The sequence below is a fragment of the Blastococcus sp. VKM Ac-2987 genome, assembly GCF_026967805.1.
GTDB lineage: Bacteria > Actinomycetota > Actinomycetes > Mycobacteriales > Geodermatophilaceae > Blastococcus.
Genome location: NZ_JAPVBG010000001.1, coordinates 242,409 through 266,792 on the forward strand (window position 1 = coordinate 242,409; position 24,384 = coordinate 266,792).

Annotated in this window: 24 protein-coding genes; 18 read left to right on the top strand and 6 right to left on the bottom strand. The window is 74.3% G+C overall.

Annotated elements, in window-relative coordinates:
• Positions 1–55: 55 nt before the first annotated feature.
• Genes O2W17_RS01135 through asnB form a run of 3 tightly spaced genes read left to right on the top strand, consistent with a single transcriptional unit; the run spans position 56 to position 2,730 of the window.
• Positions 56–421, top strand: coding sequence for a metalloprotease (locus tag O2W17_RS01135; RefSeq protein WP_269190554.1), 366 nt, complete (start codon positions 56–58; stop codon positions 419–421).
• Positions 411–761 carry a DUF3817 domain-containing protein gene (locus tag O2W17_RS01140; RefSeq protein WP_269190555.1) on the top strand — a complete coding sequence of 117 codons (351 nt, stop codon included), beginning with the start codon at positions 411–413 and terminating at the stop codon, positions 759–761. Before O2W17_RS01135 ends, O2W17_RS01140 begins: the two co-directional genes overlap by 11 nt.
• Positions 762–798: 37 nt before the next feature.
• Positions 799–2,730, top strand: coding sequence for an asparagine synthase (glutamine-hydrolyzing) (gene asnB / locus O2W17_RS01145; RefSeq protein ID WP_269190556.1), 1,932 nt, complete (start codon positions 799–801; stop codon positions 2,728–2,730).
• A 161-nt stretch (positions 2,731–2,891) separates the two neighbouring features.
• On the opposite strand, the gene O2W17_RS01150 is transcribed toward asnB, so the two are convergent.
• Positions 2,892–3,239 (bottom strand): HesB/IscA family protein, encoded by a 348-nt coding sequence (locus O2W17_RS01150; RefSeq protein WP_269190557.1) that lies wholly within the window; start codon positions 3,237–3,239, stop codon positions 2,892–2,894.
• 152 nt (positions 3,240–3,391) lie between these two features.
• Between O2W17_RS01150 and O2W17_RS01155 the strand changes: the two genes are divergently transcribed.
• From O2W17_RS01155 to O2W17_RS01165, 3 genes are read left to right on the top strand one after another with little or no spacing between them, the layout of a single operon-like run.
• On the top strand, positions 3,392–4,009 hold the full coding sequence (locus O2W17_RS01155) for a DUF3043 domain-containing protein (protein ID WP_269190558.1): 618 nt from the start codon (positions 3,392–3,394) through the stop codon (positions 4,007–4,009).
• A gap of 24 nt (positions 4,010–4,033) precedes the next feature.
• On the top strand, positions 4,034–4,843 hold the full coding sequence (locus O2W17_RS01160; protein WP_269190559.1) for an MBL fold metallo-hydrolase: 810 nt from the start codon (positions 4,034–4,036) through the stop codon (positions 4,841–4,843).
• 11 nt (positions 4,844–4,854) lie between these two features.
• Entirely contained in the window at positions 4,855–5,838 is a 984-nt protein-coding gene (locus O2W17_RS01165; protein WP_269190560.1) for an aldo/keto reductase family protein, read from the top strand.
• A 41-nt stretch (positions 5,839–5,879) separates the two neighbouring features.
• On the opposite strand, the gene O2W17_RS01170 is transcribed toward O2W17_RS01165, so the two are convergent.
• A complete protein-coding gene (locus O2W17_RS01170) occupies positions 5,880–6,092 on the bottom strand; it encodes a hypothetical protein (RefSeq protein ID WP_269190561.1) in 213 nt (70 codons plus the stop codon).
• A 122-nt stretch (positions 6,093–6,214) separates the two neighbouring features.
• Here O2W17_RS01170 and O2W17_RS01175 point away from each other — a divergent pair, with 122 nt between their 5' ends.
• The 4 genes from O2W17_RS01175 to O2W17_RS01190 all read left to right on the top strand — a co-directional run bounded on the left by O2W17_RS01175 (position 6,215) and on the right by O2W17_RS01190 (position 8,692).
• On the top strand, positions 6,215–6,661 hold the full coding sequence (locus O2W17_RS01175) for a phage holin family protein (RefSeq protein ID WP_269190562.1): 447 nt from the start codon (positions 6,215–6,217) through the stop codon (positions 6,659–6,661).
• Positions 6,658–7,170: a DUF3618 domain-containing protein gene (locus O2W17_RS01180; protein WP_269190563.1), complete on the top strand. Its 513-nt coding sequence runs from the start codon at positions 6,658–6,660 to the stop codon at positions 7,168–7,170. Before O2W17_RS01175 ends, O2W17_RS01180 begins: the two co-directional genes overlap by 4 nt.
• A complete protein-coding gene (locus tag O2W17_RS01185) occupies positions 7,167–7,457 on the top strand; it encodes a DUF4235 domain-containing protein (protein ID WP_269190564.1) in 291 nt (96 codons plus the stop codon). Before O2W17_RS01180 ends, O2W17_RS01185 begins: the two co-directional genes overlap by 4 nt.
• Positions 7,458–7,552: 95 nt before the next feature.
• A complete protein-coding gene (locus O2W17_RS01190) occupies positions 7,553–8,692 on the top strand; it encodes a YihY/virulence factor BrkB family protein (RefSeq protein WP_269190565.1) in 1,140 nt (379 codons plus the stop codon).
• Positions 8,693–8,714: 22 nt separating this feature from the next.
• Here the strand turns inward: O2W17_RS01190 and gcvT are convergent, their stop codons facing one another.
• Positions 8,715–9,833, bottom strand: a complete 1,119-nt coding sequence (gcvT, locus tag O2W17_RS01195) for a glycine cleavage system aminomethyltransferase GcvT (protein WP_269190566.1) — start codon at positions 9,831–9,833, stop codon at positions 8,715–8,717.
• Positions 9,834–9,930: 97 nt separating this feature from the next.
• On the opposite strand from gcvT, the gene O2W17_RS01200 reads away from it, so the two are divergent.
• Entirely contained in the window at positions 9,931–11,445 is a 1,515-nt protein-coding gene (locus tag O2W17_RS01200; RefSeq protein WP_269190567.1) for a leucyl aminopeptidase, read from the top strand.
• A 167-nt stretch (positions 11,446–11,612) separates the two neighbouring features.
• On the opposite strand, the gene O2W17_RS01205 is transcribed toward O2W17_RS01200, so the two are convergent.
• Complete coding sequence (locus O2W17_RS01205; RefSeq protein ID WP_269190568.1) at positions 11,613–11,951, bottom strand: oxidoreductase; 339 nt, start codon at positions 11,949–11,951, stop codon at positions 11,613–11,615.
• 153 nt (positions 11,952–12,104) lie between these two features.
• Here O2W17_RS01205 and lpdA point away from each other — a divergent pair, with 153 nt between their 5' ends.
• The 3 genes from lpdA (at position 12,105) to O2W17_RS01220 (ending at position 16,423) form a co-directional block, all read left to right on the top strand.
• Positions 12,105–13,484 carry a dihydrolipoyl dehydrogenase gene (lpdA, locus tag O2W17_RS01210; RefSeq protein WP_269190569.1) on the top strand — a complete coding sequence of 460 codons (1,380 nt, stop codon included), beginning with the start codon at positions 12,105–12,107 and terminating at the stop codon, positions 13,482–13,484.
• 47 nt (positions 13,485–13,531) lie between these two features.
• Positions 13,532–15,433, top strand: coding sequence for a 2-oxoglutarate dehydrogenase, E2 component, dihydrolipoamide succinyltransferase (sucB, locus tag O2W17_RS01215; RefSeq protein WP_269190570.1), 1,902 nt, complete (start codon positions 13,532–13,534; stop codon positions 15,431–15,433).
• Between the two features lie 84 nt (positions 15,434–15,517).
• Complete coding sequence (locus O2W17_RS01220; RefSeq protein ID WP_269190571.1) at positions 15,518–16,423, top strand: TIGR01777 family oxidoreductase; 906 nt, start codon at positions 15,518–15,520, stop codon at positions 16,421–16,423.
• A 32-nt stretch (positions 16,424–16,455) separates the two neighbouring features.
• Here the strand turns inward: O2W17_RS01220 and O2W17_RS01225 are convergent, their stop codons facing one another.
• Positions 16,456–18,084: a serine/threonine-protein kinase gene (locus O2W17_RS01225; protein ID WP_269190572.1), complete on the bottom strand. Its 1,629-nt coding sequence runs from the start codon at positions 18,082–18,084 to the stop codon at positions 16,456–16,458.
• 111 nt (positions 18,085–18,195) lie between these two features.
• Between O2W17_RS01225 and O2W17_RS01230 the strand changes: the two genes are divergently transcribed.
• The 4 genes from O2W17_RS01230 to O2W17_RS01245 are packed head-to-tail and all read left to right on the top strand — an operon-like array spanning position 18,196 to position 21,249.
• Entirely contained in the window at positions 18,196–19,446 is a 1,251-nt protein-coding gene (locus O2W17_RS01230; protein WP_269192035.1) for an NAD(P)/FAD-dependent oxidoreductase, read from the top strand.
• Positions 19,446–20,180 carry a peptidase E gene (locus O2W17_RS01235; RefSeq protein ID WP_269190573.1) on the top strand — a complete coding sequence of 245 codons (735 nt, stop codon included), beginning with the start codon at positions 19,446–19,448 and terminating at the stop codon, positions 20,178–20,180. The genes O2W17_RS01230 and O2W17_RS01235 overlap by 1 nt, the downstream gene beginning before the upstream one ends.
• A gap of 20 nt (positions 20,181–20,200) precedes the next feature.
• Complete coding sequence (gene lipB / locus O2W17_RS01240) at positions 20,201–20,869, top strand: lipoyl(octanoyl) transferase LipB (protein ID WP_269190574.1); 669 nt, start codon at positions 20,201–20,203, stop codon at positions 20,867–20,869.
• Complete coding sequence (locus O2W17_RS01245) at positions 20,866–21,249, top strand: PPOX class F420-dependent oxidoreductase (RefSeq protein ID WP_269190575.1); 384 nt, start codon at positions 20,866–20,868, stop codon at positions 21,247–21,249. The genes lipB and O2W17_RS01245 overlap by 4 nt, the downstream gene beginning before the upstream one ends.
• 9 nt (positions 21,250–21,258) lie before the next feature.
• Here the strand turns inward: O2W17_RS01245 and leuS are convergent, their stop codons facing one another.
• On the bottom strand, positions 21,259–24,210 hold the full coding sequence (leuS, locus tag O2W17_RS01250; RefSeq protein WP_442864483.1) for a leucine--tRNA ligase: 2,952 nt from the start codon (positions 24,208–24,210) through the stop codon (positions 21,259–21,261).
• Positions 24,211–24,384 lie beyond the last annotated feature (174 nt).

A 24,384-nucleotide genomic window follows, 5' to 3' on the forward strand; every position in this document is an offset into this window, starting at 1 on the left:
CGGCACACCGGTCGCCGGGGCCGGTGGCACCGGCGCGACGGTTAGAGTCGGTGTCGTGTTCTCCCGGCTGCTGACCCCGAGATGGGTGCTCCTGCACCTGCTCGTGGTCGCCCTGTTCGTCGCCACCTTCTTCCTCGGCTACTGGCAGCTGTCCAAGGCGGAGGCCGGTGGCGGCGCGGTCAACTGGAGCTACGCCCTGCAGTGGCCGCTCTACGGCTTCATGGGCCTGTGGTTCTACGTCCGGATGGTGCGGGTCGAGCTCCACCGCGACCCGGACGACGACCTGCCGGGCAACGCCGTGGTGCTGTACCAGCGGCCGCGCATCGACACGACCGGCGACCCCGAGCTCGCCGCCTACAACGCCTACCTCGCCGAGCTGAACGAGCGCGCCCTGGGACAACGGAGCAGCAATGGCCGCTGACCGGACCGCCCCGGCCCGCGACTCCGAGCAGGCGATCGCCGCGGCGCTGCAGCGCTACCGCGTGATGGCCACGGTCGTCGGCGTCCTCCTGGTCCTGCTGTTCGTGGTCGCCATGCCCCTGAAGTACTTCGCCGGCATCCCGGAGCCCGTCACCGTCCTCGGGACGGCGCACGGCTGGCTCTACGCGCTGTTCTTCCTGGCCACCGTGGACCTGGCGCTCCGGGCGAAGTGGACTCTCAAGGGCGCCGTCGTCGCGCTGGTCCTGGGCACCATCCCTTTCCTCTCCTTCGTCGCCGAGCGGACCGTCACGCAGAAGATGCGCGCCGGCGAGCGCGTGTGACCGCGAACCTCTCCCCCATCCCGAGGACCTGCGCCTGATGTGTGGCCTGCTCGCCTACTTCTCCACCGATGCCCCGCGCGTCGACGACACCGTCGTCTCCGACGTCCAGGAGGCGCTGCACTGCCTGCGGCACCGGGGCCCGGACGAGAACGAGGTCTGGCACGACGACCGAGTCGTCTACGGCTTCAACCGGCTGTCGTTCATCGACATCGAGAACAGCCACCAGCCCATGCCGTACGCCGACGGCCGGTACCGGATCGTCTTCAACGGCGAGATCTACAACTACCTGGAGCTCCGGGCAGAGCTCGCCGCCGCGGGCGCCGCGTTCGCCACCGAGGGCGACACGGAGGCGATCGTCGCCGGCTACCACCTGTGGGGCGAGGAGGTCGTCACCCGCCTGCGCGGCATGTTCGCCTTCGTCATCTGGGACAGCGAGACCCGCACCGTCTTCGGCGCCCGCGACCCCTTCGGCATCAAGCCGCTGTTCACGACCCGCCTGGCCGACGGCGCCATCGCCTTCTCCTCCGAGAAGAAGGCCCTGCTGGAGATGCTGGGCGGCAGCACCGCCGCGGGCGGCGTCGACCCCGCCTCCCTGCAGCACTACCTGACGCTCCAGTACGTGCCCGAGCCGGCGTCGCTGCACCGCGGCATCCGGCGCATCGAGAGCGGCACCAGCTTCACCGTCTCCGGCGGGGAGCTGTCGACCTCGCGCTACTTCCACCCGACGTTCCCGGTCCGGCCGGTGACGAAGGACGAGCAGCAGCCGCTGTACGACCGGATCGCCGAGGTGCTCGACGACTCGGTGCGGGTGCACATGCGGGCCGATGTCACCGTCGGGTCCTTCCTCTCCGGCGGCATCGACTCCACGGCCATCGCCGCCCTCGCCAAGCGCTACAACCCCGACCTGATGACGTTCACGGTCGGCTTCGAGCGGCAGGGGTTCTCCGAGATCGACGTCGCGGCCGAGTCCGCGGCCGCCATCGGGGTGGAGCACATCACCAAGGTCGTGACGGCGGAGGAGTTCGCCGGGTCGATCCCCCTGGTCGTCTGGTACCTCGACGACCCGGTGGCCGACCCCGCGCTCGTGCCGCTGTACTTCGTGGCGCGCGAGGCCCGCAAGCACGTGAAGGTCGTGCTCTCGGGCGAGGGCGCCGACGAGCTCTTCGGCGGCTACAACATCTACCGCGAGCCGCTGTCGCTGGCCGCGTTCGAGCGGCTGCCGCAGGGCATCCGGCGGGCGCTGGGCACCCTGTCGGCGAAGCTGCCCGACGGCATGCGCGGCAAGGACCTGCTGCGCCGCGGCTCCATCCCGCTCGAGCAGCGCTACTACGGCAACGCCCGGATCTTCCGCGACGAGGAGCTGACCTTCCTCGAGAAGCGCGACCCGGACCTGTCGCACGTCGCCGTCACCCGGGAGCTCTACGAGCGCACCCGGGCCGCGGGATACGACGACGTGACGGCGATGCAGTACGTGGACCTGTTCACCTGGCTGCGCGGCGACATCCTGGTCAAGGCCGACAAGATGACCATGGCGAACTCGCTGGAGCTGCGGGTGCCGTTCCTCGACCCCGAGGTGTTCCGGGTGGCCTCGACCATCCCGGTCGACCAGCGCGTGACCAAGGACACCACGAAGTACGCCCTGCGCCGGGCCCTGGAGCAGATCGTGCCGCCGCACGTGCTGAACCGGCGGAAGCTCGGCTTCCCCGTCCCCACCCGGCACTGGCTCGCGGAGGACCTGCACGACTGGGCACGGCAGACCATCGAGGACAGCCAGACCGACGAGTGGCTGGACAAGCAGCAGGTGCTGGCGATGCTCACCGCCCACCGGCAGAACCAGCGGGCCGGCTCGCCGGTCGACCACTCCCGCAAGCTCTGGACCCTGCTGGTCTTCATGGTCTGGCACGGCATCTTCGTCGAGGGGCGGATCACGCCGGAGGTCCCCGAGACGGTCTACCCGGTCAGGCTGTGACACCGCAGCAGCGCCCCGCCTCCGGACGGAGGCGGGGCCGCTGCTGTGTCGTGACGAGCGGGGCCCGGAGGGCTCCACGAGCAACGACGAAACGGCTCAGTGCGTCCGGGGGACGGCACCTGGCCGCGGTGCGGTCCGGAGGACCGCGGTGTCATCGCGACTCAGTTGAACGAGTCACCGCACGCGCAGGAGCCCTGCGCGTTGGGGTTGTCGATGGTGAAGCCCTGCTTCTCGATGGAGTCGACGAAGTCGATCACCGCGCCGCCCAGGTACGGGCCGCTCATCCGGTCGACGATGACCTCGACGCCGTCGAAGTCGTAGGTCTGGTCACCGTCGAGGAACCGCTCGTCGAAGAAGAGCTGGTACCGCAGGCCGGAGCAGCCACCGGGCTGGACGGCGATGCGCAGCCGCAGGTCGTCGCGGCCCTCCTGGTCCAGCAGTGCCTTGACCTTGGCGGCCGCGGGGTCGCTGAGCACGACGCCGGTGGCCGTGGTGTCCTGCACCGTCATATTCCTGTCCTCTCCCTCCGAGGTGTCCGCGTAGGCGCGTCCTGTCGCGATCGAACGCCGCCGGAACGGCTCCTCTTCCCGTGCGCACCCACTGTACGGCTCAGGGCTCGCCGTCCGGGGCTGCGTTGCTCACACACGTAGACTTCCCTGCCGTGAAGCTCCGCCTGCCCGGCCGCCGAAACCACGACGCGACTCCCGACGCCCCGTCCGGGAGCACCGCAGCGCAGACCGAGCAGCTCGTGAGGGCCGGCGGCAAGGGCCGCCCCACCCCCAAGCGCCACGTGGCGCAGGGCAAGCGGCCGGGTCCTCCCCCGCCGCCGCCCACCACGCGCAAGGAGGCCTACCGGCGGATGCGCGAGCAGCAGGCGCAGCGCCGCACGGAGACCCGGCAGGGCATGACCCGTGGTGACGACGGCTACCTGCCCGCCCGGGACCGCGGCCCGGTCCGCAAGCTCGTGCGGGACGTCGTCGACAGCCGGCGCAACGTCGGCAACTTCTTCCTCCTCGCCGCCGCGGTGGCGCTGGTCGGCACCTTCGTGCCCAACCTCGCGGTGAGGAGCTACTCGAGCTTCCTCCTCCTCGGCTTCTTCTTCCTCCTCATCATCGACTCGGTGGTCCTGGGCCGGCGGATCAAGACCGCCGTCGCGAACCGCTTCCCCGACGGGAACCACAAGATGAAGGGCCTGGTCTGGTACGGCATCAGCCGGTCGACCATGATCCGCCGGTGGCGCTTCCCCAAGCCCGAGGTGCCGCTCGGCGCGGAGGTCTGAGCGCCGGCCCGCCCCGCACCGCTGATGCAGGTCACCCTGCTCGGCACCGGCGCCGCCGACGGCTGGCCCAACCCGTGGTGCACCTGCGCCTCCTGCACCGATGCGCGCAGCCGCCGGGAGCAGCGCGGGCCGACGTCGGCCCTGGTCGACGGCACGCTGCTGCTCGACCTGGCACCGGCCCCACCGCCGGACGGCGTCCTGCTCGCCGGCGTGCGCACGGTCCTGGTCACCCACGACCACCCCGACCACTGCGCACCGCTGATGCTGCTGGCCCGGCAGTGGGTGCGGCGCGCCGATCCGCTGACCGTCGCCGGCCCGCCGTCGGTGCTCGACGCCGTCCGGCCGTGGCTGGGACCGGACGACCCGGTGGAGCTCGTCGCGGTCGGGCCGGGCACCACCCTGGACCGCGACGGCTACGCCGTCCGCGCGCTGGCCGCCGACCACGAGGTGCCCACGGTCCTGTACGACGTCACGGGGCCCGACGGCGCCCGGCTGCTCTACGCGACCGACACCGGGCCCCTCCCGGCGTCGACGCTCGAGGCGGTGCGGGGCGCCGCGTTCGACGTCGTCCTGCTGGAGGAGACCTTCGGCGATCTGGTCGGGCACGGCACCGGCCACCTCGACCTGCGCACCTTCCCCGAACAGCTCGACCGGCTCCGCACCGTCGGTGCGGTCACCCCAGCCACCGATGTCGTGGCCGTGCACCTGGGGCACCACAACCCGCCGGCGGCCGCGCTCGGCCGGCGACTGGCGCCGCACGGCGCCCGGCTGGTCCCCGACGGCGCCACCCTGCTCGCCCGGGGCCGGGGGGCGGCGGTCCGGCGCGGCGCCTAACGTCGCCCTCCGTGGAATTCAGACGCCTCGGCCGCTCCGGCCTGACCATCTCCGAGATCGCGTACGGCAACTGGCTGACCCACGGCGGGCAGGTCGAGGAGGACGCCGCGCACGCCTGCGTCCGAGCCGCCCTGGACGCCGGCATCACCACCTTCGACACCGCCGACGTCTACGCCGGTACCCGGGCCGAGACGGTGCTCGGCACGGCCCTCGACGGGCACCGTCGCGAGTCGATCGAGCTCTTCACCAAGGTCTACTGGCCCACCGGACCGGGCCGCAACGACCGCGGGCTGGGGCGCAAGCACGTCATCGAGAGCTGCCACGCCTCGCTGCGCCGGCTGCGGACCGACTACGTCGACCTCTACCAGGCCCACCGGTACGACCCGACGGTGCCGCTCGAGGAGACGATGACCGCCTTCGCCGACCTGGTCCGCGCGGGCAAGGCGCTCTACATCGGCGTCTCCGAGTGGAACGCCGGGCAGATCGCCGCCGGCGCCGCGCTCGCCCGTGAGCTCGGCATCCAGCTGATCAGCAACCAGCCGCAGTACTCGATGCTCTGGCGGGTCATCGAGTCCGAGGTCGTGCCGACGTCGGAGCAGGAGGGGCTGTCCCAGATCGTCTGGTCGCCGCTGGCCCAGGGCATCCTCACCGGCAAGTACCGGCCGGGCGAGCAGCCGCCGGCCGACAGCCGCGCCGGGCACCCCGAGGCGGGTCAGTCGATGCAGCGCTTCATGACCGACGACATCCTCGGCCGGGTCCAGCAGCTCCGGCCGATCGCCGACGACCTGGGCCTGTCGATGGCCCAGCTCGCGCTGGCGTGGGTGCTGCAGAACGGCAACGTCGCCGCCGCGATCATCGGCGCGACGCGCCCGGAGCAGGTGCACGACAACGTCGCGGCTGCGGGCGTCACCCTGGACGCCGACGTGCTGGCGCGGATCGACGAGGCGCTGGGCGACGTCGTGGAGCGCGACCCCGGCAAGACCGCCCGGGGCTGACGGAGCCGCCGGCCGCCTGACCCTCGACCTCTACCCGAGGGTCAGGTGGCCGCCAGGCCCATCGGGCCGTAGGCCTTCTGGTCCCCGTCGAACAGGGTCACCGTCGCGACGCCGCGGTCGAGCAGCTCCCGCCAGCTCTCCCCCAGCCACGACTCCGCGTCGCCCTGGTTGTCGAACTCGGGCACCTCCACCCCGACCGCGGCCGGGTCGAGGGTGGATCCAGCGGGGTCCTCGAGGCGCCAGTGCCAGCTCATGCGCGCCAGGCTAGCGGCGGCGGCTCTCCGGGGCAGCGTTGCGCCGATGTGATCGACCCGCCTGGTTACGGCCCCACCGGCGGGGGCATGGACCTGCATCGACCCGCCCAACCGGAGGACCGATGACCGCACCCCGCCCCGACGCGACGGCCGGCGCCAGCCGCGCCGACGCGAAGCCCCTGCCCGAGAACGCCTCGACCGGGCAGCTGATCGGCCAGCTCACCGAGCAGATCAGCCGCCTGGTGCGTGACGAGGCCCGCCTGGCGCAGGCCGAGGTGACCCAGAAGGCGAAGAAGCTCGGCGTGGGCGCCGGGCTGTTCGGCGGCGCCGGGCTCGTGGCCTTCTTCGGGCTCGCCACCCTGATCACCACGGTCATCCTCGCCCTCGCGCTGGTGATGCCCGCCTGGCTGGCCGCGCTGATCGTCACCGTGGTCCTCTTCGCCATCGCCGGCGTGCTGGCCCTGGTCGGGAAGAAGGACGTCCAGAAGGGGTCGCCCCCGGTGCCCACCGAGGCCATCTCCAGCGTCAAGACCGACATCGCGACCGTGAAGGAGAGTGCACACCGGTGAGCACGCCCAGCGGGTCGCGGCCCGACGACGCCCAGGCCGCCAACGGACCCACGGAGCCCGACGAGATCAGGGCCGACATCGAGGCGACCCGCGAGCAGCTCGGCCGCACGGTGGACGAGCTCAGCCAGCGCCTCGACGTGCCGGCCCGGGCCAAGGAGAGCGCGGCGCGCGCCAAGGACACCGCCGTCGAGACCTACCGCGAGAGCCCCCCGGCGTTCGCCGGTGCCGGCGCGGCGCTGGCCGGCCTGGTCGGTCTGGTGCTGTGGCGGCGGCGGCGGGCACGGCGGCGGGCCAGCACCGAGGAGCTCCTGGTCGGGGCCCGGGTGGGCCGCAAGCGCGAGGCCAAGCGGGCGCGCCGGGAACTGGCCACCCGCCGGGTCGCCGCGCGGAAGGCCGCCACGTCGGCCGAGAAGGACGCGCGGAAGACCAGGAAGCGCGCCGAGAAGGACGCACGCAAGGCCGCCACGAGGGCCGGGAAGGCCCGTCGCACCGCGAGGAGGAAGCGTTGAGCAAGGGAGCCAAGGGCGCCAAGGGGGCCAAGCTCGCCTACCGGCCCATCGGCCTGGCGGCAGGTCTGCTGGCCGGGGCGGTGTCCGGAGCGGTCTTCAAGCAGGTGTGGAAGCGCATCAGCGACGAGGAGGACGCCCCGGACGCGCTCCAGAGCGAGTACCCGATGTGGGAGATCATCGTCTCCGCCGCGCTCCAGGGTGCGATCTTCGCGGCCACGAAGGCGGCCATCGACCGCCTGGGCGCGGAAGGCTTCACCAAGCTCACCGGGGCCTGGCCGGGCGACTGAGCCCTTTGCGCGGTGGCCGGGACAGCGGGTCCCGGCCACCGGCGCACACCCCGTTCCACCGCGGCCGGACGACGGCCCCGCAGCAGGGAGAAGCAGTGACCGGCACCCGCCCCCGCGAGAGCGCCGTCGACCGGATCCGCCAGCGGGTCGAGGAGAAGGCAGCCCGGCGCGCGGCAGCAGCGCAGACGACGGCCGACGGCGGGCCGCCCGGCAACGCCAACCGGCTGCCCCCCGGCGCCCCCGCACCGGAGCAGCTCCCGGGCATCGATGCCGACTCCCCCACCCAGATCCCCGCGCGCGGCTGGAAGCAGGTCCTCAAGCGCGCCTGGGCGGAGAACAACGCCGACAACATGCCGATCATCGCCGGTGGGGTGGCGTTCTTCGGCTTCCTGGCGATCTTCCCGGCGCTGATCGCGCTGATCTCCATCTACGGCCTGATCGTCTCCCCGGAACAGGCCGCCACGCAGGTCGAGGAGTTGACCACCGGGCTCCCCGAGGACGCCCGTACGCTCATCCAGACCCAGGTCACCAACATCGCCGATGCCGGCGGGGCCCTCACCTGGGGCCTCGTCCTCTCGACCTTCGGCGCACTCTTCAGCGCCTCGGGCGGCGTGAACAACCTGGTCAAGGCGGTCAACATCGCCTACGACGAGGTCGAGACCCGCAACTTCATCAAGCTCCGGGCGCTCTCGTTGGTGCTCACGCTCGGCGCGATCGTCTTCGTCGTCCTGACCATCGGCCTGATCGCCGTACTGCCGGTGGTCATCGACGTGCTGCCGCTCGGCTCGGTCGGCACCGTGCTGGCCGAGATCGGCCGCTGGGTGGCGCTGCTGGCCGTCGTCGCCGGCTCCCTCGCCGTGCTCTACCGGGTGGCCCCCGACCGGGACGCGCCGCGGTTCCGCTGGGTCAGCCTCGGCTCGGTGCTGGTCACCGTCGTCTGGGCGGTGGTCAGCCTCGGCTTCACCTTCTACGTGAACAACTTCGGCTCCTACGACGCGACGTACGGGGCGATCGCCGGGGTCATCGTGCTGATGCTGTGGCTGTACCTCACCTGCTACCTGGTGCTCCTGGGCGCGGAGATCAACTCCGAAGCCGAGCACCAGACCGGCCACGACACCACCGACGGCGAGCCGATGCCCATGGGCGAGCGCGACGCGGTGAAGGCCGACACGCTGCCGGCCAAGGCCGAGCCGGAGAAGGGCGACAGCGACCCCACCCGCAAGGCGGCGCCCTAGCGGTCCGCCGCGCCGTCCGGGCTCAGCGGACGTGCGAGGGGACGAAGGGTGGCGTGACCACCTCGGCGGCCTGCGGGCGGCCTCGCACATCGACGGCGACCTCGGCGCCCGCCGCCACGCCGGCCGGCGCGTCGAGGAGCGCCAGGGCGATGCCGGTCCGCAGCGTCGGCGAGAACGTGCCGCTGGTCGTGACGCCGATCCGCTCCCCGGCGGCGTCGAGCACCGGCATGCCGGGGCGCGGGATGCCGCGCCCGGTCGCCTTCAACCCCCACAGCAGGCGGGCCGGCCCGGCCTCCTTCTCCGCCGTCAGCGCCTGCCGTCCCCAGAACTCCGGCTTGCGCCACCCGACCGCCCAGCCGGCGCGGGCCTGGTTGGGGGTGATGTCCCGGGAGAGCTCGTGCCCGTGCAGCGGGTAGCCCATCTCCGTCCGCAGCGTGTCGCGGGCCCCGAGCCCGCACGGGCGGATGCCCAGGTCCTGCCCGGCCTCCAGCAGGGCGTCCCACGTCTCCCCGGCGCGATCGGCGTCCACCAGCAGCTCGTAGCCGTGCTCCCCGGTGTAGCCGGTGCGGCACACCGTCACCTCGGCGCCCCGCCCGCCGGTACCGGTCACGAAGGACATGTAGCCGATCTCCCCGGGGACGCCGAGGAGCTCCAGCACCTGCAGCGACCGCGGGCCCTGGACGGCCAGGACGGCGACCTCGGCGTGCCGGTTCTCCACCGCGATGCCCGCCGGAGCGGCATCGGCCAGCCGGCCCAGCACCTCGGCGGCGTTCGCGGCGTTGGGCACGAGGAGCACGTCGTCGGGGCCGTGCACGTAGACGATCAGGTCGTCGACCACTCCCCCGGCGCCCGGCTCCCCGTCGGGCACGCAGCAGAGCGTGTACTGCGCCTGCCCCGGACCGATGCGCGACAGGTCGTTGGTCAGGCAGGTGTCCACGAACGCCGCGGCACCGGGCCCGCGCACCGTCCCCGTGCCCAGGTGGGAGACGTCGAACAGGCCGACCCCGTCCCGCACCGCGGAGTGCTCGGCGAGCACGCCACCACCGGCGTACTCGATCGGCATCGACCAGCCGCTGAAGTCGGCGAGCTTGGCCCCGGCCGCGAGGTGCCGGTCGTGCAGGGGTGAGGTCAGCGGTGTCACGGGGGGCACGCTAGCGCGGCCCTGCGGGCAGGGGTCCGCCGCGAGCGAGCGAGCGGGCGGGCGGAGCGGTGCCGGAGGGGCCTCCTAGGATCGGGCGGTGCCGCCGACGATCTCCGCCACCGACCACCCGCTCGAGAAGCTGACCGGCGACGCCGTCGTCGTCGCCGTCGGGAAGGGCCCCGACGGGCCGCTCCCCACGCCCGGCGCGGAGGCCGTCGACCGCCTGCTCGGGGGCCGGCTCCTCCCCGCGCTGGGCGACCTGGGCGTCCGCGGCGCCGAGGACGAGGTCACCCGGCTGCCCTCCTTCGGCCAGGGGCCGTTCCCCGTGGTCGCCGTCGTGGGGCTGGGCGCGCCCGATCCGTCCGGTGGCTACCGCACCGAGGCCGTGCGCCGGGCCGCCGGCGCGGCCAGCCGTGCGCTGCGCGGCCGCCGTTCGGTGGTGAGCCTGCTGGCCGCCGTGGGCGGGACGCCCGACACCGAGCGGCTGCACGCCGTCGGCGAGGGTTCCCTGCTGGGTGCCTACGAGTTCACCGCCTACAAGTCGCAGCTGCCCGCCGACCGCCCGGCCCCGCCGAGCGAGTTCACCATCGTCGTGCCGGGGGCCGGTGCCGCCGAGACCGCCCTGCGCCGGGTCCGCGCCGTCGCCGACGCCGTCGCCCTGGTGCGCGACCTGGTCAACACCCCGCCGAACGACCTCTACCCGGCCGAGTTCGCCGCGCGCGGTGCCGCCGCCGGCGAGAAGCTCGGGCTGACCGCGGAGATCCTGGACGAGGACGCGCTGGCCGCCGGCGGGTACGGCGGCATCCTGGCCGTCGGGGGCGGGTCCACCCGCAAGCCGCGGCTGCTGCGGCTGTCCTACGCGGGCAAGGGCGCGCGCAAGAAGGTGGCGCTGGTCGGCAAGGGCATCACCTTCGACAGCGGCGGCATCTCGATCAAGCCCGCCGCCAAGATGGAGGACATGAAGAGCGACATGGCCGGCGCCGCCGCCGTGATCGCCACCATCTGCCTCGTCGCGCAGCTCGGGCTGGCCGTCGAGGTCGTCGCGACCGTGCCGATGGCGGAGAACCTGCCGAGCGGCACCGCCTACCGGCCGGCCGACGTGGTCACCTTCCGCAACGGCAAGAAGGCGGAGATCACCAACACCGACGCCGAGGGCCGGGTCGTGCTGGCCGACGCGATCGCGCGCGCCGCCGAGGACTCCCCGGACGTCCTGCTGGAGACGGCCACCCTCACCGGCGCGCAGATGGTCGCCCTCGGCGCCCGCACCTCCGGCGTCATGGGCACCGACGACCTGCGCGACGCGGTGATCGCGGCCGCGGAGCGCAGCGGTGAGTCCATGTGGCCGATGCCGCTGCCGGAGGAGCTGCGCAAGGGGCTGGACTCGACGGTCGCGGACTTCGTCAACGCCAACGCCGACCGGATGGGCGGGATGCTCGTGGGCGGGCACTTCCTCGCCGAGTTCGTGCCGGCCGGACTGCCGTGGGCGCACATCGACATCGCCGGGCCCAGCTACAACACCGCCGCGCCCTGGGGCTACACGCCCAAGGGCGGCACCGGCGTCCCGGTCCGCACCCTGCTCGCGACCATCGAGGCCCTCATCGCCGAGGCCTGAACCGATGGGTTGGTCGTCCCGAGTGGGCCCCGGAGGGGTCCGCGCAGGGACGACGAAGCGGCTCCACCGCGGCCGGACACGGCACCTGGCAGCGGTGCGCTCCGGAGGATCGCGGTGTCACAGCCCGCGGTGCGATCCGGAGGATCGCGGTGTCACAGCCCGCGGTGTCACAGCTTCTTCTGGCGGGCGCTCCAGTCGCGCATGCGCTGCGGGTAGCCGGTCACCGCGGCGTCGTACACCGGGATGGCCAGGTCCTTGGACAGCTTCCGCGCGACGTCGGGCCCGTCGATGCGCCGGCGGGTCCACTCGCCGTCGGCCGCGACCAGCACGATCGTCACCTCGGTGACCGCCGTCCGGGGCTCCACGTAGCCCTCGACGCCGCGGCGGCTGGCCACGAACTGCTCGAGGTGGCTGAGGTCGCCGCGCTGCGACCCCCGGTCCAGCGTGGGGCGGCCCGCACCGCCGCTACGCCCGCGCCGGCCCCGCCACCGGTCGAACAACCCCATCGGCCTCTCCGTCCTGCCGTGGCCGCGGTGATCACCCGCGACGCCCGCGGGAGCAACGGTGCTACCGGCCAGGTCGTTCCCGGAGTGGCAGGATGGGCAACAGCCCCCGCCCGCTCGAGCGGGGACGCCGTCCGTCGCACCTGAGGAGCATCCGTGAGCGCACCCACCTCTCCCGCCGACCTGGTCATCCTCGGCGGTGGCTCGGGCGGTTACGCCGCAGCCTTCCGGGCCGCGGAGCTCGGCCTCAGCGTCGTCCTGATCGAGAAGGACAAGGTCGGCGGCACCTGCCTGCACCGCGGCTGCATCCCGACCAAGGCGCTGCTGCACGCCGGCGAGGTGGCCGACATGGCCCGCGAGGGCGAGCAGTTCGGCGTCAAGACGTCGCTGGCCGGCATCGACATGGACGGCGTCAACAACTACAAGAACGGCGTCGTCGCCAAGCTCTACAAGGGCCTGCAGGGCCTGGTGAAGGCCCGCAAGATCACCTATGTCGAGGGCGAGGGCCGGCTCACGTCCCCCACCACGGTGGAGGTGGCCGGCCAGTCGTACGAGGGCAAGCACGTCCTGCTGGCCACCGGCTCCTACCCGCGCACGCTCCCGGGCATCGAGCTCGACGGCACCAAGGTCATCACCAGCGAGGACGCCCTGGAGCTCGACCGCGTCCCCAGCTCGGCGATCATCCTGGGCGGCGGCGTCATCGGCTGCGAGTTCGCCAGCGCGTGGAAGTCCTTCGGCGTCGACGTCACCATCGTCGAGGGCCTCCCCCACCTGGTGCCGCTGGAGGACGAGTCGTCCTCGAAGCTGCTGGAGCGCGCCTTCCGCCGCCGCAAGATCGGCTTCGAGCTGGGCAACAAGGTGTCCGGCGTGCAGACCACCGACGACGGCGTCAAGGTGACGCTGGAGAACGGCAAGGAGCTGGAGGCCGAGCTGGTGCTCGTCGCCGTCGGCCGCGGCCCGGTCAGCTCCGGTATCGGCTACGAGGAGGTGGGCGTCCAGATGGAGCGCGGCTACGTCCTCGTCGACGAGTACATGCGCACCAACATCCCGACCGTCTCCGCCGTCGGCGACCTCGTCCCGACGCTGCAGCTGGCCCACGTCGGCTTCGGCGAGGGCATCCTCGTCGCGGAGCGGGTGGCCGGGCTGGAGCCCGCTCCCATCGACTACGCCGGCGTCCCGCGGATCACCTACTCCGACCCCGAGGTCGCCTCGGTCGGCCTCACCGAGGCGCAGGCCAAGGAGCGCTACGGGGACGTCACCACGCTCACCTACGACCTCGCCGGCAACGGCCGCAGCCAGATCCTGAAGACGACGGGCGCGGTCAAGCTGGTGCAGGCCCCGGACGGGCCCGTCGTCGGCATCCACATGGTGGGCAGCCGGGTCGGCGAGCTCATCGCCGAGGCCCAGCTGATCTACAACTGGGAGGCCGAGGCCGACGACGTCGCCAGCCTCATCCACCCGCACCCGACGCAGAGCGAGGCCCTGGGCGAGGCCCACCTCGCGCTCGCCGGCAAGCCGCTCCACGTGCACGGCTGATCCCGCTCCACCCCCATCCACCCAGCGCCAGAAGGAGCACTGCCCCGATGCCGACCTCCGTCACCATGCCCGCCCTGGGCGAGAGCGTCACCGAGGGCACGGTCACCCGATGGCTCAAGCAGGAGGGCGACCAGGTCGAGGTCGACGAGCCCCTCCTCGAGGTGTCGACCGACAAGGTCGACACCGAGATCCCCTCGCCGGCCGCCGGCGTGCTCAGCAAGATCCTCGTGGCCGAGGACGAGACCGTCGACGTCGGCGCCGAGCTGGCCGTGATCGGCGGCGGGGACGGCGACGAGGGGGCCGGCAGCCAGCCGGCCTCCGCCGAGGACGCCGAGGACGCGCCGCAGACCCCCGACCAGCAGGTCGAGGACGCCGGCTCCGGTGGGCAGCAGGAGGAGCCGGCCGCCGAGCCGGAGCCCGAGCAGGCACCGGCCGCCGAGTCCGGTGGCGGCGACTCCGGGGGCTCCGGTGGCGGCGAGGGCACCCCCGTCACCATGCCGGCGCTCGGCGAGAGCGTCACCGAGGGCACCGTCACCCGCTGGCTGAAGGCCGTCGGCGACGAGATCACCGCCGACGAGCCGCTGCTCGAGGTCTCCACCGACAAGGTCGACACCGAGATCCCGGCCCCGGTCAGCGGCACGCTGCTGGAGATCACGGTCGACGAGGACGAGACCGTCGACGTCGGCGCGCAGCTGGCCGTGATCGGCACCGGCGGATCCGGCGGCGGCACCGCCCCCGCGCCGCAGCAGGAGGCCCCGCAGGAGCAGGAGGCCCCCCAGCAGCAGGAGGCGCCGAAGGAGGAGGCTCCGGCCGAGCCCGAGCCCCAGGCGGCCCCGAAGGCCAAGGAGGCCGATCAGGCCAGCGAGCAGCCCGGTGGTGACTACGGCGCCAGCGGCTCCCAGCCGTCGACGTCGCCGACCTCGGCACCCGCGCCGCAGGTGGCCCCGCAGGCCCCGTCCTCCTCGTCCCCGGCACCGTCGGGGGACGGCGGCGGCGGTCAGTACGTGACCCCGCTGGTGCGCCGCCTGGCCGCCGAGCACAAGGTGGACCTGAACACGGTCTCGGGCACCGGCGTGGGTGGGCGCATCCGCAAGCAGGACGTGCTCGCCGCCGCCGAGAAGTCCGCCGCCCCGGCCGAGGCCCCGGCCGCCGCGAAGCCCGCCGCGTCGTCGCCCTCCGGTGGCGCGCGCACGCCGTCGCCGGCCGCCACGCCGGACACCTCGGTGCGCGGGCGCACCGAGAAGCTCTCCCGGCTGCGCGGCGTGATCGCCCGCCGGATGGTGGAGTCGTTGCAGGTGAGCGCGCAGCTGACCACGGTGGTCGAGGCCGACGTCACCCGCATCGCCAACCTGCGCCAGCGGGCGAAGGGCGACTTCGAGGCCCGCGAGGGCGTGAAGCTGTCGTTCCTGCCGTTCTTCGCCAAGGCGGCGGTCGAGGCGCTCAAGCAGCACCCGTCGGTGAACTCCTCGATCGACCTCGAGGCCGGCACGGTCACCTACCACGACTCCGAGAACCTCGGCGTCGCCGTGGACACCGATCGGGGCCTGCTCGTCCCGGTCATCCACGAGGCCGGCGACCTGAGCCTGGGCGGGCTCGCGCGCAAGATCGCCGACCTGGCCGAGCGGACCCGCACCAACAAGGTGACGCCGGACGAGCTCGGCGGGGGGACGTTCACGCTGACCAACACCGGCAGCCGTGGCGCCCTGTTCGACACGCCGATCATCAACCAGCCGCAGGTCGCCATCCTGGGCACCGGCTCGGTCGTGAAGCGGCCGGTCGTGGTGCAGGACGCCGAGCTCGGCGAGGTCATCGCCGTCCGCTCCATGGTGTACCTGGCCCTCACCTACGACCACCGGATCGTCGACGGCGCCGACGCCGCGCGGTTCCTCACCACGGTGCGCGAGCGCCTGGAGGCCGGTCAGTTCCAGGGCGAGCTCGGTCTCGCCTGACGCACCACCGCTCGGGGCCCCGGTGACCACCGGGGCCCCGAGCCCGTCCTGCCCGCAGAACCCGTTCCCGCTGGGAAGTGCTGCATGAAGATCGCCGTGTCCGGTGCCTCCGGGATGATCGGCAGCGCCCTGCTGCCCGCCCTGCGGGCCGACGGTCACCAGGTGGTCCAGCTGGTGCGCCGCACCCCGCGGACCGCCGACGAGCACCGCTGGGACCCCCAGCACCGGCGGATCGACCCGGCGGTGCTGCAGGACGTCGACGCCGCCGTCAACCTGGCCGGCGTCGGGGTCGGCGACCGCCGCTGGAACGCCAGGCACAAGCAGGCGGTCCTCAGCAGCCGGGTGGACACCACCGCGACGCTGAGCGAGGCGCTCGCCGCCGCCGCGCGCACCGACCCGGACCGTCCGCGGGTGCTGCTCAACGGGTCCGCGGTGGGTTGGTACGGCGACACCGGCGACCGCGTCGTCGACGAGTCCGAGCCAGCCGGGGACGACTTCCTGGCCCGGGTGTGCGTGGCCTGGGAAGGGGCGACGGCGCCGGCCGCCGACGCCGGCGTTCGGGTGACCACCCTGCGCACGGGTCTGGCGCTCGGACGCGGCGGGCTGCTCGGGCGGATCCTGCCGCTGTTCCGCGCCGGGGTGGGCGGGCGGCTGGGTTCCGGCCGGCAGTACATGCCCTGGATCAGCCAGGAGGACGAGGTCGGCGCGATCCGCTTCCTGCTGACCCGCGACGTGCCCGGCCCGGTCAACCTCTGCGGGCCCGAACCGGTGACCAACGCCGAGTTCACCGCCGCCCTGGGCCGGGTGCTCCACCGCCCGACCGTGCTGGCGGTGCCCGCCCCGGCCCTGCGCATCGTGCTCGGGGAGTTCGCCGACGTCGGCGTGCTCGCCGGGCAGCGGGCCGTCCCCGCGAAGCTGTCGGAGGCCGGGTACCGCTTCGCGCACCGCGACGTCGACTCCGCCCTGCGCGCCGCCGTCGCGCCGGCCTGACCGCTCGGGCACCGACCGGTCGGGCGGTCCGCTCAGGACACGCGCTCGGCCTGCTCGATCCGCCAGCCGTCGGGCGTCCGGACGAGCACCATCCGGACCTCGGCGTCCGGCCGACCGGGAACCGTGCGCAGCGGTGCGCCGGCCGGGTCGTCCGCCGGCACCACGCGGTAGTCGGGCCAGCGATCCGTGAGCCGCAGCTCGGCCCGGTCGGAAGAGGACTCGCCGACGCCGAGCTCGACGAGGGCCGGGGCGAACCCGTGCAGGGCCTCCCCCGCTGCCGCCAGCCGCTGCGCGTGCTCCTCGTCCGCGGCCAGCAGAGCACTGCCGGCGGAGTAGACGTCGCGGAGCCTCGCCGGCGTGCCGCTGAGCCCCTCCGCCCGCCGCGCGTACAGCTCGGCCACGAGCGCACGCCACTCGTCCGGCCCCGCGGGCGCCGCCGTCTCCGGCAGCCCGTCCCCCGTCACCTCGGGCTCCGGCGCCGCGGTCGCCGCGCTTCCCGCAGCCGGCGTGGGGTCCGCCGGCGGATCGGCGCCGGAGTCACGGGGGGCGGCGGCGGCCGGCGCGGTGCCCGCCGCGTCGCTGCCACCACCCCAGCGCGTGCCCGCCCAGGCGGTGACGGCCAGCGCCGCCACGACCAGGGCCGTGACCAGCAGCCCCCGGGCGAGCGGACCGGTCGCGGCCACCGGTCGCCGGGCCCGCCGCCTGCCGCGGCCCGGCGGGTCGACGACGACGGGGGCCGGCCGCGGGCGGCGGCCCGGCACCACGTGGGTCAGCTCCGTGCGCACGTCGGGGCGGCCGGCACCGGCCCGGGGCCCGGCCGACAGCGCCACCGGCTCCGGCCGGCAGGCGTGCCGCAGGTCCAGCGCGAACGCCGCCGCGCCGCCCCGGTCGTGCGGATCGGCGGAGAGCCCGCGGCGGATGGCCGCGACCAGCTCGGCGGGGGCGTCCGGGGCGAGCTCGGCCAGATCCGGGAGATGACCCCCGGCGGCCACGGTGAGCGTGTCTGCGGGGGACGCGGCGTTCCACGGGGCTATGCCGGTGAGCGCGTGGAAGGCGGCCGCGGCGATCCCGAAGACGTCCGACGCCGGGCCGGGCGCACCGCCGCGGGCCACGGCCGGGTCGACGTAGGCGGGGGTGACCTCCGCGGCCGCCGTCTCCCCTAGCACGCGGGCCACGCCGAGGTCGGTGAGCACCGGCCGCCCCTCGGCGGTGAAGACGATGTTGCCCGGCGACAGGTCGCCGTGCACGACGCCGTGGTCGTGCGCGTGGGCCAGCGCCCCGGCGACCGGGGCGATCGCGGTGACGACCTCACCCGGGTGCAGCCGCCCGCGCCGGCCGAGCAGATCGGCCAGGCTGCCCCCGGCGAGCAGGTCGAGCACCAGCGCGACCCGTGGTGCCCCGCCGCGACGGGGCTGGTGCACCACCTCGTGCAGGCGCACCAGGTGCGGGTGGTCCAGTTCCCCGAGCAGCACCGCCTCGCGCGCCTGCCGTTCGGGGTCGCCGGCCAGCAGCACCTTCACCGCGACGGCCTCCCCGCCACCGCGCGGGACCGCCCGCCACACCTCGCCCGACGCGCCCCGGCCCAGCAGCGCCTCGAGGGTGTAGCCGGGGACGACGGGTGGCGGGGCGGCACCGGGACCGGGCGGCGGGACGACGGGCATGACCGGGACCGTAGGACGATCCGGCCGGTCCGTGCCGGCGTCGTCCACAGGCCGCGGACCGCGGGTGCGCGGTCCGCGGCGCCCGGTCCCGGCTACCGTCGGGCCGTGTCGATGCCGCAGCGGGCCCAGGTCGTCGTCGCCGGTGCCGGCCTGGCCGGGCTCTCCGCCGCGACCCGGCTGGCCGACGCCGGCATCGACGTGCACGTGCTGGAGGCCGGTGGGCACGCCGGCGGCCGGCTCGCCAGCGAGCGCATCGACGGGTTCGTCGTCGACCGCGGTTTCCAGGTGCTGAACACCGGCTACCCCCGGGCCGCCGACCTCGACCTACCGGCGCTGGAGCTCGGCTGGTTCGAGCGCGGCGCGGTCATCCGGGTGGACGGCCGGGCCCACCGCGTCGTCGACCCCCGGCAGCGTCCCGCCGCCGTCCTCGGCACCGCGGCGGCGCCGCTCGGATCGCTGCGGGAGAAGGCGGCCCTCGTGGCCTTCTCCCTGCGCGCCGGCTACTCCCCCGTCGACCGGCTGCTGCGGTCGCCGGAGAGCTCCGCGGAGCAGGCCCTGCGCGCGGCGGGCGTCGGCGACGCGGCCATCGAGCGGTTCCTGCGCCCGTTCCTGGCCGGCGTCCTCCTGGAGGACGAGCTCGCGACGTCCAGCCGGTACCTGGACCTGCTGTGGCGCAGCTTCGTACGGGGCGGGATCGCGCTCCCGGCGGCGGGCATGCAGGCGGTCGGCGAGCAGCTAGCCGGGCGGATCGGCGCGGACCGGGTGCACCTGCACACGGCCGTCCACGCCGTCTCCTCCGGATCCGTGGTCACCGACGGTGGCAGCTGGTCGGCCGACGCGGTCGTGGTCGCCACCGACCCCGCGACGACTGCCCGCCTCCTCCCCGCGGTCGACGCCGCCGCCCCGCGCGAGGTCACCACCCACCTGCACGTGCTGGCGGAGTCACCGACCCGGGTGCCGCTGATCGTGCTCGGCAGCCCCGGGGGCCGGCTGGTCAACACCGTGGTCCTCTCCGACGCCCAGCCGCGCTACAGCCCCGACGGGCGGGCGCTCGTCGCCAGCTCGACGCTCGACCGCACCCGGGCGGACGAGGTGGCCGGCGAGATCGCCGCGGCGCACGGCGTCCCGCCGTCGGAGCTGGCGCACCTGACGTCGGTCACCGTGCCGGGCGCGCAGCCCGCCGCGCTCCCCCCGTTGCAGCTTCGCCGGCCGGTCGACCTGGGCGACGGCGTGTTCGTCTGCGGCGACCACCGGGACACCCCGTCCATCCAGGGCGCGATGGCCAGCGGGGCCCGGACCGCGCGCGCCGTCCTCCGCACCCTGCGGCCGGCTGTGGATCCCGACGACCGGAGCGCCGGCTGATGCCCGCTGCCGCGCCCACGATCCTGGCCACCAGCATGGGCTTCGCCTCCCGGGGCCGCGGCCCCTACGACTGGCGCCCCGGCCCGGTCTTCGACCTGGCCGTCGAGCTCGCCGGGGCACCCGCCCGGCCGCGGCTGTGCTACCTGGGGACGGCGACCGGCGACGACCCGGCCCGCGTGGCCGGCGTCTACGGGGCCTTCGCCGGCAGCGCGGTCCAGGTCAGCCACCTCAGCCTGTTCCCGATGCCAACGGTGGCCGACGTCCGCGCGCACCTGCTGGCGCAGGACGTCGTCTGGGTCGGCGGCGGCAGCGTGGCGAACCTGCTGGCGGTCTGGCGGGTGCACGGGCTCGACGAGGTGTTCCGCGAGGTGCGGCAGGCCGGGGTCGTGCTGGCCGGGGTCTCGGCGGGTTCGCTGTGCTGGCACGTGGGCGGCACCACCGACTCCTACGGGCCGGACCTGCGGCCGGTGACCGACGGCCTCGGGCTCATCCCGACCTCCAACGGCGTCCACCACGACTCCGAGGAGCAGCGCCGGCCGCTGTACCACCGGCTGGTGGCCGACGGCACGCTGCCCGGCGGCCACGCCACCGACGACGGCGCCGGCCTGGTCTACCGGGGCACGGAGCTGGTCGAGGTGGTCTCCGACCGGCCCGGAGCGGCGGGCTACCGGGTGGCGCGCGGGCCGGACGGCACCGCGGTGGAGACCCGGCTCGATCCGCGCCGCCTCGCGTGACACGGGCATAGGCTGGGCCCGTGGCTGAGCTGCGCGTGGTGCACGCCGGGACCGTCCCCTACGAGGAGGCCTGGGCGCGCCAGCGCGAGCTGCACGCCCAGCGGGTAGCCGGGGAGGTCCCCGACATGTTGCTCCTGCTCGAGCACCCCTCGGTGTACACGGCCGGTCGCCGGACCGAGCCGCACGAGCGCCCGTTCGACGGCACCCCGGTCGTCGACGTCGACCGCGGCGGCAAGATCACCTGGCACGGCCCGGGACAGCTGGTCGGGTACCCGATCGTCGCCCTGCCCGACCCGGTCGACGTCGTCGCCTACGTCCGGCGGCTGGAGAGCGCGCTGATCGAGGTGTGCGCCGGGTTCGGCGTGGACGCCGGCCGGGTCGAGGGCCGCAGCGGCGTGTGGCTGCCGGCCGACGCCCCGGGCAGCGGGTTCCGGCCCGAGCGCAAGGTCGCCGCCATCGGCATCCGGGTCGCCCGGGGCGTCACGATGCACGGCTTCGCGCTGAACTGCGACCCCGACCTGTCCTTTTTCGGCAACATGATCCCGTGCGGGATCCCCGATGCCGGGGTGACCTCGCTGTCGGCCGAGCTGGGCCGGGACGTGACGGTGGCCGACGCCGTGCAGCCGGTCGAGGACGCGATGCGCGCCGTCCTCACCGGCTCGCCCGAGCGCACGGCCGCCCCCGCGTGACCGCGCTCCCCCGCAGCGAGTACGTCAGCCTCACCACGTTCCGGCGCACCGGCGTACCCGTCGCCACCCCCGTCTGGGCCGCGCCGGACGGCGACGCCCTGGTGGTCTGGACCCGCGCCGACTCGGGCAAGGTGAAGCGGCTGCGGCACACCACCCGCGTCACCGTCGCCCCGTGCGACGTCCGGGGCCGCGCCCGGGGCCCCGCCGTCGAGGGGACCGCCGACTTCGTCCCGGACGCGGAGCGGCCGCGGGCGCTGGCCGCGCTCCGCCGCGCCTACGGGTGGAAGTTCACCGTCGGGGACGCGACCGCGCGGCTGGCGCACCGGCTCCTCCGCCGGGCGGGCGACCGCCACGCGATCATCCGCATCCGCCCCCGCTGAGGCCCTGCCTCACCCCAGGACGAAGTTGACCAGCCGGCCGGGGACGGCGACCACGCGGCGGACGGTCGCCCCGTCCAGGTAGCCGGCGATCTTCTCGTCGGCCCGGGCAGCCGCCTCCAGCGCCGCGGCGTCCGCGTCGGCGGGGACGGTCACCTGCGACCGCACCTTGCCGTTGACCTGGACGGCGACCTGCACGGTGTCCTCGACCAGCCAGCGCTCCTCCACCTGCGGGAAGGGTGCCCACGCCGACGACCCCGGGTGGCCCAGCCGCGACCACAGCTCCTCGGCGACGTGGGGTGCCAGCGGGGCGAGCATGAGCACCAGCGCCTCGGCGACCGGTCGCGGCACCGGCGACGACGCGCCGAACACCGAGGTGAGGTGGTTGGTCAGCTCGGTGATGCGGGCGATCGCGATGTTGAACCGCAGCGTCGCGTAGCCGTCCCGGACACCGGCGATGGCCCGGTGCAGCGCGCGCTGCGTCCCGTCGTCCGCGGCGACGTCGTCGGTGGCCCGGACGGCGCCGGTCTGCTCGTCGACCACGACCCGCCAGACGCGCTGCAGGAGGCGCTGGGAGCCGACCACGGCCTTGGTCTCCCACGGCCGCGACTGCTCCAGCGGGCCGGTCGACATCTCGTACACCCGGAAGGTGTCGGCCCCGTACGCGCCGATCATCTCGTCCGGCGTGACCATGTTCTTGAGGCTCTTGCCGATCTTCCCGTACTCGCGGTTGACCGGCTTGCCCTCGAACAGGAACCGCCCGTCGCGCTCGACGACGTCGGCCGCGGGCACGTAGAAGCCGCGCTCGTCGGTGTAGGCGTACGCGGAGATGTAGCCCTGGTTCACCAGCCGGCGGAACGGCTCCTCGCTGGAGACGTGCCCGAGGTCGTGCAGCACCTTGTGCCAGAACCGGGCGTACAGCAGGTGCAGCACCGCGTGCTCGACACCGCCGACGTAGAGGTCGACGCCGCCGACGTCGCCCTCGCCGCGCGGGCCCATCCAGTAGCGCTCGAGTTCCGGGTCGACCATCCGCTCGTCGTCGCCGGGGTCCAGGTAGCGCAGGTAGTACCAGCACGACCCGGCCCAGTTGGGCATCGTGTTGGTCTCCCTGCGGTACTTGCGCGGGCCGTCGCCCAGGTCGAGCTCGACCGTCGTCCACTCGCCGGCGCGCGACAGCGGCGGCTCCGGGGCGGAGTCGGCGTCGTCGTCGGCGAACGTCTTGGGCGAGTAGTCGTCGACCTCGGGCAGGAGCACCGGCAGCATCGACTCGGGCACCGCGACCGGGCGGTCGTGCTCGTCGTAGACGATGGGGAACGGCTCGCCCCAGTAGCGCTGCCGGCTGAACAGCCAGTCGCGCAGCTTGTAGGTGGTGGTCGCCTCGCCGGCGCCGCGCTGCACCAGCCACTCGGTGATGCGGGCGATCGCCTGCGCCTTGTCCAGGCCGTCCAGGCTGATCTCGTCGTTCGCCGAGTTGATCATCGCGCCGGGGCCGGTCCAGGCGCCGCTGTCGTGGTCGAAGCCCTCCGGCCGCTCGACGGTCGGGACGATCTCCAGCCCGAACGCCCGGGCGAACTCCCAGTCCCGCTGGTCCTCGCCGGGCACCGCCATGATCGCCCCGGTGCCGTAACCGGTGAGCACGTAGTCGGCGATGAACACCGGCAGCTCGTGCCCGTTCACCGGGTTCACCGCGGTGACGCCCAGCCAGACGCCGGTCTTCTCCCGGCCGGCGTCCTGCCGGTCCAGCTCCGAACGGCGGGAGGCCTGCCGCTGGTACTCGCGCACCGCCTCGGCCGGCGTTCCGGCACCACCGGTCCAGCGCGGGTCGGTGCCGTCCGGCCACGCCGCGGCGGTCAGCTCGCCGACCAGCGGGTGCTCGGGGGCCAGCACCATGTAGGTGGCGCCGAACAGGGTGTCGGGGCGGGTGGTGAAGACCTCGACGGTCTGCCCGGAGCAGGCGAACCGGATCCGGGCACCCGTCGAGCGGCCGATCCAGTTGCGCTGCATGAGCTTCAGCGAATCCGGCCAGTCCAGCCGGTCCAGGTCGGCCAGCAGGCGGTCTGCGTAGGCGGTGATCCGCATCATCCACTGCTTCAGCGGCCGCCGGAACACCGGAAAGTTGCCCCGCTCGGAGCGGCCGTCGGGGGTGACCTCCTCGTTGGAGAGCACCGTGCCCAGGCCCGGGCACCAGTTCACCGGCGCCTCGTTCAGGTAGGCCAGCCGGTGCGCGTCGACGACGGCACCCCGCTCGGCCTCGTCCAGCTCGCCCCACGGCCGGCCGGTCGGGTTGGTCCCGGCGGCCGGCTCGCGGGTGCCGGCGTCCAGCTCGGCGACCAGCTCCTCGATCGGCCGCGCCCTGCCCGCCGCCTCGTCGAACCACGACCCGAAGATCTGCAGGAAGATCCACTGGGTCCACTTGTAGTAGCCCGGGTCGATGGTGGCGAAGGTCCGGCGGTCGTCGTGGTCGACGCCCAGGCGGCGCAGCTGAGCCCTGATCGCGGCGATGTTCGCCTCGGTGGTGATCCGCGGGTGCTGCCCGGTCTGGACGGCGTACTGCTCGGCGGGCAGGCCGAAGGCGTCGTAGCCCATCGGGTGCAGCACGTTGTCGCCGTCCATGCGGCGGAAGCGGCTGGTCACGTCGGTGCCCAGGTAGCCCAGCGGGTGCCCGACGTGGAGCCCGGCGCCCGACGGGTACGGGAACATGTCCATCGCGAAGTACTTGGGCCGGTCGGCCACCTCGTCGAAGCCCGCGCTCAGCCGCCCGACCGGGTTGGGCGTGTGGAAGGTGCCCTCGGCCGCCCAGCGGTCCTGCCAGGCCAGCTCGATGCGCTGGGCCAGCGCCGGGGTGTACCGGTGCGGCGGCATGCCGTCGCCCGCGGGCCCGGTGCTGGGCTGGCTGTCCGTCTGGCTCATCGTCTCGTGCTCCCGGATCGTGGTGCGCGCGGTGCGGTACCGGTGGGCGGGCAACAAAAAACCCCTCACGCAGGAGGGGTCGCCGTGCTGTCCGGATGTGTCAGGTCAGCACGGCCGGAGAAGCAGGAGCCGCCCGGTCACGCGCCCGAGCCTACCGCCTGGCCGCCCGCCGACGGCCGCGGGCGCCGGCCGGCTCCGCGGCCGTCGGCGGGCAGGGGCGGCGTCCCC

What these genes read in the sequence shown, in the direction of transcription:
- O2W17_RS01140 (WP_269190555.1), top strand. Translation starts at nt 411, where the DNA reads ATGGCCGCTGACCGGACCGCCCCGGCCCGCGACTCCGAGCAGGCGATC.
- asnB (WP_269190556.1), top strand. Translation starts at nt 799, where the DNA reads ATGTGTGGCCTGCTCGCCTACTTCTCCACCGATGCCCCGCGCGTCGAC.
- O2W17_RS01150 (WP_269190557.1), bottom strand. Translation starts at nt 3,239, where the DNA reads ATGACGGTGCAGGACACCACGGCCACCGGCGTCGTGCTCAGCGACCCC.
- O2W17_RS01160 (WP_269190559.1), top strand. Translation starts at nt 4,034, where the DNA reads ATGCAGGTCACCCTGCTCGGCACCGGCGCCGCCGACGGCTGGCCCAAC.
- O2W17_RS01170 (WP_269190561.1), bottom strand. Translation starts at nt 6,092, where the DNA reads ATGAGCTGGCACTGGCGCCTCGAGGACCCCGCTGGATCCACCCTCGAC.
- O2W17_RS01175 (WP_269190562.1), top strand. Translation starts at nt 6,215, where the DNA reads ATGACCGCACCCCGCCCCGACGCGACGGCCGGCGCCAGCCGCGCCGAC.
- O2W17_RS01205 (WP_269190568.1), bottom strand. Translation starts at nt 11,951, where the DNA reads ATGGGGTTGTTCGACCGGTGGCGGGGCCGGCGCGGGCGTAGCGGCGGT.
- sucB (WP_269190570.1), top strand. Translation starts at nt 13,532, where the DNA reads ATGCCGACCTCCGTCACCATGCCCGCCCTGGGCGAGAGCGTCACCGAG.
- O2W17_RS01220 (WP_269190571.1), top strand. Translation starts at nt 15,518, where the DNA reads ATGAAGATCGCCGTGTCCGGTGCCTCCGGGATGATCGGCAGCGCCCTG.
- O2W17_RS01225 (WP_269190572.1), bottom strand. Translation starts at nt 18,084, where the DNA reads ATGCCCGTCGTCCCGCCGCCCGGTCCCGGTGCCGCCCCGCCACCCGTC.
- O2W17_RS01230 (WP_269192035.1), top strand. Translation starts at nt 18,196, where the DNA reads ATGCCGCAGCGGGCCCAGGTCGTCGTCGCCGGTGCCGGCCTGGCCGGG.
- O2W17_RS01235 (WP_269190573.1), top strand. Translation starts at nt 19,446, where the DNA reads ATGCCCGCTGCCGCGCCCACGATCCTGGCCACCAGCATGGGCTTCGCC.